This is a genomic window from Sutcliffiella horikoshii, from assembly GCF_019931755.1.
Taxonomy (GTDB): Bacteria; Bacillota; Bacilli; order Bacillales; family Bacillaceae_I; genus Sutcliffiella_A; species Sutcliffiella_A horikoshii_E.
In genome coordinates, this window is sequence record NZ_CP082918.1 from 2,917,303 (window position 1) to 2,929,647 (window position 12,345).

General features: G+C 40.8%; 14 protein-coding genes. 2 read left to right on the forward strand and 12 right to left on the reverse strand.

Going from position 1 to position 12,345, the window contains the following annotated elements; translation table 11 throughout:
• Positions 1-77 precede the first annotated feature (77 nt).
• The 3 genes from K7887_RS15065 to K7887_RS15075 form a co-directional block, all read right to left on the reverse strand.
• The gene (locus tag K7887_RS15065; RefSeq protein WP_223490277.1) at positions 78-2,387 is read right to left on the reverse strand and encodes a DNA internalization-related competence protein ComEC/Rec2; all 2,310 of its coding nucleotides are present in this window, start codon (positions 2,385-2,387) and stop codon (positions 78-80) included.
• Positions 2,388-2,393: 6 nt separating this feature from the next.
• Positions 2,394-2,966 carry a ComE operon protein 2 gene (locus K7887_RS15070; RefSeq protein ID WP_223490278.1) on the reverse strand — a complete coding sequence of 191 codons (573 nt, stop codon included), beginning with the start codon at positions 2,964-2,966 and terminating at the stop codon, positions 2,394-2,396.
• Positions 2,967-3,038: 72 nt separating this feature from the next.
• Positions 3,039-3,701 (reverse strand): helix-hairpin-helix domain-containing protein, encoded by a 663-nt coding sequence (locus tag K7887_RS15075; RefSeq protein WP_223490280.1) that lies wholly within the window; start codon positions 3,699-3,701, stop codon positions 3,039-3,041.
• Positions 3,702-3,783: 82 nt separating this feature from the next.
• Here K7887_RS15075 and comER point away from each other — a divergent pair, with 82 nt between their 5' ends.
• Positions 3,784-4,602: a late competence protein ComER gene (gene comER / locus K7887_RS15080; protein WP_088018914.1), complete on the forward strand. Its 819-nt coding sequence runs from the start codon at positions 3,784-3,786 to the stop codon at positions 4,600-4,602.
• A 137-nt stretch (positions 4,603-4,739) separates the two neighbouring features.
• On the opposite strand, the gene ltrA is transcribed toward comER, so the two are convergent.
• The 9 genes from ltrA to K7887_RS15125 all read right to left on the reverse strand — a co-directional run bounded on the left by ltrA (position 4,740) and on the right by K7887_RS15125 (position 11,567).
• Positions 4,740-6,014: a group II intron reverse transcriptase/maturase gene (gene ltrA / locus K7887_RS15085; RefSeq protein ID WP_223489544.1), complete on the reverse strand. Its 1,275-nt coding sequence runs from the start codon at positions 6,012-6,014 to the stop codon at positions 4,740-4,742.
• Positions 6,015-6,541: 527 nt separating this feature from the next.
• The gene (locus K7887_RS15090) at positions 6,542-7,294 is read right to left on the reverse strand and encodes a class I SAM-dependent DNA methyltransferase (protein WP_223490281.1); all 753 of its coding nucleotides are present in this window, start codon (positions 7,292-7,294) and stop codon (positions 6,542-6,544) included.
• Between the two features lies 1 nt (position 7,295).
• Positions 7,296-7,646, reverse strand: coding sequence for a ribosome silencing factor (gene rsfS / locus K7887_RS15095; protein ID WP_010196154.1), 351 nt, complete (start codon positions 7,644-7,646; stop codon positions 7,296-7,298).
• Positions 7,647-8,225, reverse strand: a complete 579-nt coding sequence (gene yqeK / locus K7887_RS15100) for a bis(5'-nucleosyl)-tetraphosphatase (symmetrical) YqeK (RefSeq protein WP_223490282.1) — start codon at positions 8,223-8,225, stop codon at positions 7,647-7,649. It lies immediately after the preceding gene.
• Positions 8,218-8,784 (reverse strand): nicotinate-nucleotide adenylyltransferase, encoded by a 567-nt coding sequence (locus tag K7887_RS15105; protein WP_317849213.1) that lies wholly within the window; start codon positions 8,782-8,784, stop codon positions 8,218-8,220. The genes yqeK and K7887_RS15105 overlap by 8 nt, the downstream gene beginning before the upstream one ends.
• An 18-nt stretch (positions 8,785-8,802) precedes the next feature.
• On the reverse strand, positions 8,803-9,096 hold the full coding sequence (gene yhbY / locus K7887_RS15110; protein WP_223490283.1) for a ribosome assembly RNA-binding protein YhbY: 294 nt from the start codon (positions 9,094-9,096) through the stop codon (positions 8,803-8,805).
• Positions 9,090-9,926 carry a shikimate dehydrogenase gene (aroE, locus tag K7887_RS15115; RefSeq protein WP_223490284.1) on the reverse strand — a complete coding sequence of 279 codons (837 nt, stop codon included), beginning with the start codon at positions 9,924-9,926 and terminating at the stop codon, positions 9,090-9,092. Before aroE ends, yhbY begins: the two co-directional genes overlap by 7 nt.
• A gap of 16 nt (positions 9,927-9,942) precedes the next feature.
• The gene (yqeH, locus tag K7887_RS15120; protein ID WP_223490285.1) at positions 9,943-11,046 is read right to left on the reverse strand and encodes a ribosome biogenesis GTPase YqeH; all 1,104 of its coding nucleotides are present in this window, start codon (positions 11,044-11,046) and stop codon (positions 9,943-9,945) included.
• A 5-nt stretch (positions 11,047-11,051) separates the two neighbouring features.
• Positions 11,052-11,567 carry a YqeG family HAD IIIA-type phosphatase gene (locus tag K7887_RS15125; RefSeq protein ID WP_223490286.1) on the reverse strand — a complete coding sequence of 172 codons (516 nt, stop codon included), beginning with the start codon at positions 11,565-11,567 and terminating at the stop codon, positions 11,052-11,054.
• A 476-nt stretch (positions 11,568-12,043) separates the two neighbouring features.
• Between K7887_RS15125 and sda the strand changes: the two genes are divergently transcribed.
• On the forward strand, positions 12,044-12,184 hold the full coding sequence (sda, locus tag K7887_RS15130) for a sporulation histidine kinase inhibitor Sda (RefSeq protein ID WP_010196138.1): 141 nt from the start codon (positions 12,044-12,046) through the stop codon (positions 12,182-12,184).
• The last annotated feature ends 161 nt before the right edge of the window (positions 12,185-12,345 follow it).

Sequence of the window (12,345 nt, forward strand, 5' to 3'; positions counted from 1 at the left end):
GATAACTCAAAAAGCTTCGCTATAAAAGAGACTGCGTCTACATGGTGCAGTCTCTTTTTCATTTTTGATACTGTATCCTATGGGATTAGGGTGGAAAACGTTCCTCCCTGATGTGTAAATCTAAAGATAATTGCACCTTGAAGGTCTGTCCTATATATTTCTGCATCAACTTGTGTCAAACGCTCCAATACATCTTGATGCGGGTGGCCAAAACGATTGTTCCTTCCTGCTGAAATGATGGCAACATCAGGTTTTATAGCCCCAAGAAAACGGTCCGTAGAAGAAGTCTTACTTCCGTGATGCCCCACTTTCAATACATCCACATTCAGATTTGGGTAATGGTGCAATAAATCACGTTCCCCCTCCTCTTCCATATCTCCTGTAAACAGCCATTTTTTATTACCCAGCACGGCCAAAAGCACAATAGAGCCCTCATTTTTACTCTCATAAAATTTAGTGGGATGCAGATATACAAAGCTCGCCTTCCCTTCCTGCCAACCCGTGTTGGAAACAGCAACCTGAGTCCTTACTCCCCTACGCTTCGCTTCCTTTATGATCTCCTTCTCCACCTCACCCACGCCAAACCCCTGAGGCACAATGACCTCCTCTATTTCCATTTCCCCCCAAAGACTTTCCACATTTCCTATATGATCAAAATCACCATGCGTAAGTATCAATTTATCAAGTCGCCTGACTCCTTCTGCTTTTAAAAACGGTACCAATACATCTGCACCGCTATGAAATTCCTTCTCCCTCTCCTTCCACTTTTCTTGTGGAAATGTAAAAGCGCCGCCCGTATCAATTAAATAATCCCCTTTATTAAAAGGCAGTCTTATATAAATCCCATCACCTTGACCTATATCCAACACCACTACTTTTCCAAAAAAATTAACATAATTAATGTTCCAGTGAAATACCATGCACATCAGCAAGATAATCACACCATACCTTCTTCTATTTATTTCCCACATGTAAAAAAAGAAGATCACAGATAAACAATAGGCCGCCATTAAAGGGATGGAAGGTTTTCCGAACACCATTGTCCCTATTGGATATTCAGCAATTCGGACTGCAAAGGAGTTCATAAATTCCAACGGGTAGGATAAAAGCGGGACTAAAAATGAGACGTGATAAGGAGAAAGCAAAAGGACAAAAAAGAGCAGAAAGGAAATAGGAAGCACATAAAGGGAATAGAAAGGAACAAAAATGACATTAAGAAGTGGACTCCAAATGGAGAACTGATAAAAGTGATAAAGAAGTAAAGGCAAAGAGGCAACTTGGGCAATCATGGAGACGATAAATAGTTGAGCGATCCCATTTTGCACTTTTTGAAGGATACCAGAAGCTAAAAGTAAGGACAAACTGACCGAAAACGATAATTGAAATCCGATATGATAAAGATAATATGGGTTTAGGAGCAGAACAAATATGCATGCCAAACCAATGGTATCAATGGAGAACACCTTCTTTTTCATCAGCATTAAGGTGAGTGCCACCCCTGTCATCGTTGCTGCCCTCATCACAGAAGGGGCACCGCCTGCCACCAAGACGTATAGGGGCAATAGAAAGATCAATATTAAATTCATCCACTGCCTGGTAAAACCGATCCTGATTCCTATGTAAAATGTCGCCGCAGTGATGATTCCAACGTGCAGCCCAGAAATTGCCAACAGATGCACAAGTCCCAATTGCTGATAAGCATCAAGTATGCCATCGTCAAGCCTGCTACGGTCGCCAAAAATTAAAGAAATCATAAAACTTGCATTGGGCTGCTCAACATGGTCGCTAATTAAATTTATCCCTTGTTGCCTGTATTGTTTTATGGATGTTAAGAAGGTTGTTTGGGGTGGGGAGAGGCATGCTTCTGGAAGTGAATCCAAAGTCAGTATCCAGTGGATTTTCTGTTCGTATAAGTAGTTTTTGTAGTCAAAGGCGTGAAGGTTGCTTGCTTGTTGGGGCTGTTTCAATACTCCTGACCAGTTGCAGCTGTCGCCAAGAGTTAGTTCTCTAATTTGAACTGTTTCTTCCTCCAATTTCATATAATATTCCACCATTAACACTTCATTTTGCATGCTTTTTATTTGAAAGCTGGCTTTATTTCCATCTATTATCACCGGAGAGTAAACAGTGCCCGGGAATTGAGATTCACTTTCATGATGCAAGGAGATATTATTATGGTCAACATACGTCATATAGCCGGAGAAACCTGCCGTGAAGAGAATGGTCAGATAAAAAAGCAATCGGGATTTATCATCAAGACGGTAGATCATATAAAGAAACAAAAGAGAAAGGGTGAGCAGCCCCCAATGGAAATTTGACCTGGAGACTGCAATGCCCATACAGCTTGCAATCGCTAAATAGGCATAAAAGCCTTTCCTAAGCTTCATCGCACGCTATCCTTTTTTGCTGAATAAATCGGTAGAACGCTCGTACCAGCTTTTTATTTCTTCATCACTTGCACCGGACTCCTCCAGTCTTTCAATCAGACTGTTTATGAATCCTATTTTTTCAGGGTCATTCAAACTAACTGCCATCTCATCTAGTTCCACTTGTTCCACTCTTACATCGGCTTGCTCAAACATTTCCAACGCATATGGATGGTTTTTGTATTCCATTGCGAAATAGACAGTTTTGATTCCTGCTTGAATGATGGCTTTACAACAGTGCAGGCATGGAAAGTGTGTGACATAAATTTCTGCACCAGTTGTAGGAACACCAAACTTGGAGCATTGTAGCAACGCATTCATTTCAGCATGAATGGTGCGTACACAATGGTTGTCAATGACATAACATCCTTCATCAATGCAATGAACACCGCCTGCTATGGAACCGTTATAACCCCCGGCGATAATTCGTTTGTCGCGGACAATGGTTGCTCCAACGGCAAGTCTTGTACAAGTACTGCGTAATGCAAGCAAATGGCTTTGTGCCATAAAGTATTGATCCCATGATATTCTCGTCGTCATCCATCAGTCCTCCAGTTTCTAAAAACATATACAATACCTCTAGTGTATCGGCTATCCTTTCATTTCGTCAATTCAATTAGCAACCGTTATTTCATTTCTTAATTTTTCAAAAGACTTTTGTCCGATGCCGGTAACCTGCATGATATCTTCTTCTTTTTTAAACAACCCATTTTCGGTTCTGTAGTCAACAATTGCTTTCGCTTTGGAAGGACCAATTCCAGTTAAGCTTGTCAGCTCCTCCTCGGATGCTGTATTAATATTGACAAGCCCACCTGAGGTACCAGAATGGCCGCTTTCATTCGTCACCGGTTGTTGAACTACTTCCTCAATCACTTCGCCCTCTTTGGGAACAATAATCACCATTTCATCAGCTAACAACGCTGCCAAGTTCACCTTATCTGAATCGGCTCCCTCCAAAAAACCTCCTGCCTTTTCTACCGCATCGATAATCCTGTCCCCTGTTTTCATTTTGTAAACGCCAGGCTGCATGACATGACCTTTTATATCAATGAGAACCTCTTGATTGGCAACTTCTGCTTCCTCCAGCTTCTCTATTTCTTCTGAGCTATTTTCTTCCATTTCCTCCCCTTGCACTTCTTCTATAAGACTTATCTGTTGCATAGGAGTATCCGCTTCTCCTTTACTCATACTGGACCAACCGAGGATGGAGATCACCGCAATTACACTGATAGATACCAATACTTTCATTTTATGGACTGACCATAATTCTTTCATTGATTTCACCTTCTATTCATATTAGTAAGCCTGAAAACATATAGTGTATGAGAAACTTTTTTGGATGGAGGAGGGAATAAACATGAAGATTGGAATGATCGGCACAGGCAACATGGGGAGAATCTTGGTTGAATCATTTGTCGACTCGAAGGCAGTACCTCCTGAAAATATAACAATAACGAATCGCTCAATAGAGAAGGCGTTTAAAATACAAAGCAAATACCCTGATCTACATGTTGCGGAGACCGCCGAAGAGGTGGTTAGAGCTTCTGATATTATTTTTTTATGTGTAAAGCCATTGGATATTCACCCCCTTTTAACAAAGATTAATAAAAACCTTACGTCTGATAAATGTGTCATTTCCATCACAAGCCCGGTTTCTGTCACACAACTTCAAACATTGGTCACGTGCCAAGTGGCAAGAATTATCCCGAGCATTACCAACCGTGCACTAGCGGGAGTCACTTTAGTGACATTCGGAGATAATGTTGAGGAGGACTACCGAGAATTTCTGCTTTCGATCTGTTCGAAAATCTCTACACCGATTCATATTAAAGAAAATGTTACGAGAGTTGCCTCTGACATTGTGAGCTGCGGACCTGCATTTTTCAGTTATATTTTACAAAGGTTCATTGACGGAGCTGTAAGTGAGACGGCCATTTCCAAGGAACAGGCGACAGATTTGGCAAGCCAGATGATCATCGGCATGGGAAAGTTGATTGAAAAGGATATTTATACGTTACAGACTTTGCAAGAAAAGGTTTGTGTAAAGGGCGGTGTCACCGGAGAAGGCATTAAGGTGTTAGAAAATGAGCTGGGCGATGTGTTCCATCATGTTATCCAGAAGACCCATGAGAAGTTTGATGAAGACATTACAGAGGTGAAAAAACAGTTTCATTAATTTAGGTATTCGCTATTAATCGACATATTCCTTTAAATTTTTATAAATTTCTTCAATCGAGTAGAGGGAAAATAACTTAAATTATTTTCGCCCCTCTCACACCACCGTACATACGGTTCCGTATACGGCGGTTCAATTTATATTACAGTGTGTACTTTTAGATAATGTTCTAAAGCAGAGGGGAATCCCCTCTGCTTTAATCTTTTGTTTGAGATAGCTCTATGAATAACTTTTGATAGTCCGATGAACCGGTAACCTCTCCGACAGAAAGTTAACCCTTTCGCTTCTTCCTTCGGAATTCCTAGTTGGACAAGCGATTTGATTTGTTTTTTCGGTACCTTCCATTGCTTCCAAATGATAACTCTGATTCTGGAGCGAAGCTTCTGGTCTATCTCAGTCATTGCTGTTTTCATATTTGAAGTTCTAAAGTAATTAACCCATCCGATTATGACTTGTTTTAGTTTTATTATTCGATAGTCCAACCGTATACTCCAATTTCGCTTTGTTAATTTCCGAAGCTTCCGTTGGAATTTTTGAATGGAGTCAGGATGAGGTCGTACTTGATATTTCTTACTTTTACTATCGTAGTAGTAACCAAAACCTAAGAATTTCAAGTCATTGGGACGAGAGATTTTACTCTTTTCCATGTTGACTATCAGTCCTAATTTCTTTTCTATGAACCGTACAATTGAATCCATCACTCTATTAGCCGCTTTCTCACTCTTCACAAAAATTAGGGCGTCATCTGCATATCTTACAAATTGGAGTCCTCTACTTTCTAGTTCCTTATCCAATTCGTTCAACATAATATTACTCAGAAGTGGACTTAGGTTTCCTCCTTGCGGAGTCCCAACTGGTGTGGTCTCATATCTTCCATTCACCATCACTCCACTGACGAGATATTTTCTTATTAGAGAGATGACATCTCCATCATCTATTGTGTTAGAGATGATTCGCATGAGTTTATCATGGTGGACTGTATCGAAAAACCTTTCAAGATCAATGTCCACAACCCAGTTATGTCCATCATTTAGAAATTCAAGGCTTTTAATAATTGCCATCTCACAGCTTCTTTTGGGTCTGAAGCCATAACTAAATTCGCTGAACTGCTTTTCAAATATCGGGCTGAGTATTTGATGGATGGCTTGTTGAACTACCCTATCCACTACTGTTGGTATTCCCAATTTGCGCATCTTGCCATTTTCTTTTGGGATTTCCACTCTTAAGGCAGCTTGTGGTTGGTATTTTCTTGTTCTGATGCGCTGACGCAGCTCGTCTTTGTGCTCTTTCAGATATTGCTTTAATTCATCGACCGTTATTCCGTCGACCCCACTCGCACCTTTGTTTTTATAGACACGAAGGTAAGCTTCATTCATGTTTTGATTACTTAGTATTTGTTCTAAAAGTTCCACACTCGTTTCTCCTATCCGTTCACGTAGTAAGTGATTATTCCATTTTGGTTATCCTCTGAGATACGCTCATACGTTCACCATTAACACATTCGGAACACTTCACTTACGCATTCGTGGTGTCGAAACACTATAAATTGTTCAGCCCTTCATGGAATAATTCCACTACTATGGCTTCGGCTGACTTCTTGCGGCAAACCTTTTTCGACTGTACCTTGGTACATCCGCAAGACCTCCCAGGGTAAGACAACTATCTTTCCTCTTTTACTCGCCTGATTTACCCTACAAAGTTACGCACATCTTTTGGACTTTGACTTGTTGAGGAGCCTCATCCCTTTGAAGAGCCTTAGTATCAGATTTCTGTTCGTCGAGCCAAGATTTTATTCCACGCTTCCTCCCGCCCTTACCTCACGGTAAGTACCTTGCGCTTCCTTAGTGGTTGGTCGATGTGTACCCCCACAGTGGACTTTCACCACCTAGATAGATGCCATGCCTGGCACACTCAAAAAAGGCGCCCTATAAAAGGACGCCTATTTTTGTGCGACAAAGAACACTCTTTCTGTGTGTTCAGCCATATGTTCGGTAGAATAATCGCCAGTTATGGACCTGACGGAGAATCCTGCTTCTTCTAACCACTTTTTGTATATTTCCACATCGAAAGTCCGTTGGAAATGCAACTCGTCAAAACGCAAATAGCGGTCTGTTTCTTCTTCTTTTACAAAAAAGGACAACTCATGTTCCACACTATTTGGATGCTCTCCAGGGAAACTGTTCCAAATATAAGATACATCTTCTTCTACACTCGTAAAAGTATTGTTCATAAACACTTGTGTCATTTTATAAAGAGAGTGAACATCAAAAAGCAGCAGTCCGCCCTTTTTCAGCTGGTTGAAAGCGGATTTAAACGTGTTTTTTACGTCTTCTTCTGACTCCAAATAGTTCAACGAGTCACAGAAAATCGTGATACAATCCACATCTTTAAATCCTTCAAGTTCTGCCATGTTTTGTTCGAAGAGTGGGATGGAAAGGCCGGTAGTCGAAGCTTTCTCATGAGCAATGGCCAACATGCTTTCCGAAAGATCGACACCTGAAACTTCCCATCCTTCTTGAGCAAAACGAATCGCAAGCTCTCCTGTCCCACAACCAACATCGACGACGGAAAAACGATTAGAATCATCAGCCATATACCTTTGTTTAACGGTTTGGACAAAGGAGACCCACTTGTCATAAGGAACATCTTGCATTAATTGATCATAAATATAGGCAAATTGACCGTAAGCCATATTACGTTAACTCAAGTTGAATATCTTCACGAGGAGCGTCTCCCCAAAGACGTTCTAGATTGTAATAGCCACGCTCATCTTTATGGAACACATGGGCAACGACATCTCCTAAGTCCACAAGAATCCAGCGGGCTTCATCAAAGCCTTCCATTCTGCGTACATGTTGACCGTTTTCTTCGGCAACTTCTTTGATGGCACGGGCAATAGCCTGAACTTGTTTGTCTGAGTTACCGTGGCAAATTAAGAAATAATCCGAAACAAGGGAAATCCCTTGCATATTCAAAGCTACTAATTCTTCTGCACGTTTATCATCTGCAGCCTTTGCTGCAAGCTGTAATAATTCGTTTGACATTTATGTTAACTTCCTTTCTTTTACCTTCATAGTCATATCGTTATAAGCATGGAATGTATCGGGATAGATCGGTTGATTTCGTTTTAATAAGTATGTGATCGTATTTTTCATGGCCTGAATAACGGCTATATCAAGTGAACTATTGGCAGAATCCCGAACCTGTTCAACACCTGGAAAGTCCCGGCCTGGTTCGACATAATCTGCAACATACAAAACTTTGTCAAGCGTACTCATGTTTATTTTACCCGAAGTATGGCAGCGTATTGCTTCAAGAACTTCGGCATCCGAAATCCCTGCTTCTTTTTCCACAAGATACGCACCCACTGGGGCATGCCATAGTTCATCATGAAACTGCAGTAAATCCTGTGGCATCTTCTGATCGATGATGATCCTGCGCATTTCTTCTTTATCGCGAAACTTGGCGTAATCATGGAAGATGGCTGCAAGCTCTGCCTTTTCTTTATCCACACCAAATCGTTCCGCAAGTTCTATCGCAGTTTCCATGACACCGATTGTATGAACATAACGCCGCTCTGTTAATTGTTCTTTAACCAGTCTTAACGCTTTCTCTCTATTCATATAGGCGTTTCTCCTCTATGATTTCTTTTACCGAATCAGGCACTAAATATTGAGAAGTCCATCCTTCTTGCATACGCTTCCTTATCAAGGTAGAACTAATATCCATTTGCGGGGTTTCCACCTCGAGCACTGGGTATTCTGATGAAAAAGTATAACCAGGACGCTTCACCCCAACAAATGTGATGATTTCAAGCAGTTTTTCTATGTTGTGCCATTTAGGCAGGTATTCGACCATATCTGCCCCTATTATAAAATAGAAGCGGGTATCTGGATACTTTTTTGCTAACAACAACATTGTATCATATGTATAGGAGGGACCCTCCCTTTGAAGCTCAATGGTTTCCACCCGGAAGCTGCTGTTTGACGCAACAGCAGCTTGGATCATTTCAACCCTGATGGGTGTGGGGGTTACGGATTTATTTTGCTTATGGGGGGGGATATGATTTGGCATAAACCAGATTTCATCTAATGAAAGCTTCTGCCGAACATCGTTTGCAATCAGAAGATGACCGACATGGGGCGGATCAAATGTCCCGCCGATTATGCCCACTTTATTCATGATGATCCCTCCATCCATTTATCTTGGTAATACGATTTGTTTGTTTTCTTTCGATTCTTTGTAAAGAATGATCGTACTTCCGATAACTTGTACTAGTTCTGCCTTCGTACCGGCAACAAGTTCTTGAGCCACCTCTTTGCGGTCTTCATCACAGTTTTGCAGCACACTGACCTTCAGCAGTTCCCTTACTTCTAAAGCTTCTGAAATCTGCTTTGTCATATTCTCATTTACTCCGCCTTTTCCTACTTGAAAGATCGGATCAAGATGATGTGCTTCTGCTCGTAAAAATCTCTTTTGTTTACCTGTTAACATGTTTTTCCTCCTAGATGTTCTTCTACTATTTTTTTCATTCTATCTGTATCCGGGAACTTCCCTGTCCAGATTTTAAACGCTAAAGCTGCCTGATAGGCAAACATATGGACCCCATTTTGAGTGACAGCTCCAAGCGCTTTGGCTTCTCGCAATAACTTGGTTTCTATCGGGTTATAAATGATATCACTGAATACAGCATTGTTTTTAACTGAAACCAGTTGCAATGGAGTATCATTGATTTGAGGGAACATTCCCACCGAAGTGGTCTGAACTACTACATCATAATTTTGGATTTCTTTCGCGGCTTGATCGACCGTTATACTTCGTGCAATCCGCTCCAATGAGAATTCTTTAATTAAATCCTCCGACTTGGATACGGTCCGATTACAAATATCGAGTTGTATTCCTTCTTCCAAAGCCAATGTGTAAAATATAGCCCTGGCAGCCCCACCGGCACCGATAATAAGTACCTGCTTACCTTTGAGCTCCACCACTTCTTTTAAAGCCTCTACAAACCCTCTGCCGTCGGTATTGTAACCGATGAGCTTTCCATCTTTATTTACCACCGTGTTAACAGCGCCAATTTGAAGCGAAGCATCTTCCACACTATCTAACAATGGAATAATCGCTTCTTTATGAGGAATGGTTACATTGAATCCAGTGACACCAAGAGCACGCATACCTGCTACTGCCGTCTCTAACTGATCAGGTTCCACATGGAATGCATGATAATGTGCGTCCATCCCATTTTGAAGAAAGGCGTCATTATGGATGAGTGGAGACATCGAATGTGCAATGGGAGACCCGATTACTCCGTATAGTCTCTTCATCAGCCTTTCCCCCTTTTTAGATTAATGATTTTCTTACCATGACTCCTACGCCTTTTGGTACGTGAGCAACCACTTTAATTCCAGGCTCATTGATTGTTACCCAGCCGAGTCCTGAAAAGACAATATCCGTTTTCTCCTCTTTGATCGTAAATTCATGTGCAACAAGTTCCGGGAACGATTCTACAAAATCTTTACCAGGCGGCTGCAACAAATCTCCGAGGTGCTCCTTGTAGACATTGTCTGCATTCTCAAGTTTAGTACGATGGATATAAAGATCATTGGAAACGTAGCATGTAAAAGAATTACGACCGCCTTTTACAAAATCAAATCGTGCTAAACCGCCAAAGAATAATGTTTGACCTTCATTTAATTGAAAAATCTTCGGTTTGATTTCCTTTTTAGGGGAAATGACTTTCAATTCTTTTTTATCTATAAAATGCGCCATTTGATGACGATTGATAATCCCAGGTGTATCAAACAATGATGCTCCGTTATCCAATGGAATGTCAATCATATCAAGCGTCGTTCCAGGAAATTGGGATGTTGTTATAACATCTTCCTCGCCGGAGAACTCGCGGATAATGCGGTTGATGAAAGTCGATTTTCCGACGTTGGTACAGCCAACCACATATACATCCTTCTCGTCACGATATTCTTCAATAGCCTGTGCCAATTCTTTAACGCCAGTTCCTTTGTCCGCACTGATCAGGAAAACATCTTCTGGTTTCAAGCCAAGCTCTTTTGCTGCTTGCTTCATCCAATTGATCACCTTATTAGGCTTTACTGACTTTGGCAGCAAGTCCACTTTGTTTCCAACAAGTAATACTTTGTTATTTCCGACAAATCGGTGTAAGCCTGGTAACCAACTGCCGTCAAAATCAAATATATCGACAATCTTGACCACTAGCCCTTGTGTGTGACCGATGGAATTTAAAATACGAATAAAATCATCATCTGTCAGGGAAACATCTTGAATTTCATTGTAATGTTTCAGGCGAAAGCACCTTTTACAGATAACCGCTTCCTTATTTAATGAGGAAGGTGGCGCATAACCCAATCCTTCTGGGTTTTCTGTCTGAATAGCGACTCCACACCCGTAACATACTATTTGTTCTTCCATATTCGTTAATCCTCCCAGTTAATCATGCCTTTTCGTTTCATCCACGAAAGGATTCGTCTTTCTACACGTCGGTTGAATTTTGTAATAAAACCGTCCGTTTGCGCAACGGGAACAACAAGGATTGTATGTAACCCAATCCGATTGCCTCCAAGAACGTCTGTTAGAAGCTGGTCCCCGATCACTACCACTTCTTCTTTTTTAAGTTTCATATCTTTTAACGCTCTTCTAAACGCACGTCGCATCGGCTTTCTTGCTCCATAAATATAGTTGATACCAAGCGGGTCAGAAAACATCTTCACTCTTTTTAACTTATTATTGGAAACAATCGTCACTAAGATGCCTACCTCTTGCATTTCTTTAAACCATTCAATCAATGCAGGTGTCGCTTCCGGTCGATCCCATTCGACAAGCGTATTGTCTAAGTCTGTAATGATTCCTTTGATTCCTTTTTCTTTCAAATCCATTGGCTTTATTTCAAACACGCTCTTTACGTGTTGTGCAGGCAGAAAATACTTAATCATTTAATCACCCTCAATTTGTTTCTATAGTAGATACTGTAAACATATTTAAATGGACGTTTCACGGTCAAAATTAACACTTTACCATCTTACCTAAATATCTTCTCCGTGTTAAGCATAATATTGATATTTATAGTGTTAGCATGCTTCTATTTTCTAATAAAAAGTAATAAAAATAAAAAGTTTTCGACAAATTCCTGTCGCTTTCAACACCTGTGGATAAACTTATCTACATTATACAGTGTGCCCCACAACGTTTACTGGTAATTATAAACAATATACCCACATGTTATCCACTGTTAACTGTGGATAACAGAACGGTTGTTCTAAAAAAAGATACGTGGTAGAGTAATCGTACAACCTAACAGAACTTACAATTATATGCACATCAAATAAAGAAAAGAACTTCTCATAAACATAATACTTACAACCATACATAGTGACGGAATAATAGGAGGTGTAGGGCAGAGGCCAATCTGATGAGAAAACTTTCTGATGAACTTTTACTAGAATCCTATCACAAAGCGACCGAATTGAAATTAAGCACAGATTTTATCCTACTGATCGAATTAGAAATCAAACGCCGTTCCCTAAGCTACAAAATAAAAGCAACTTCCTAAAAGAGCCGGTCTTCTGGCTCTTTTTTTGTATAAAAAATTTTTCAGCTGTTGATTGGAGCAAAAGGCGAAGACTCCAGCGGGGGAGTAGCGACAATGTTGAGACCCCTGAAGCGTTGTGAGGATGCTCAAGGTCGCCCCGCGGAAAGCGAAGTCATTTGCGG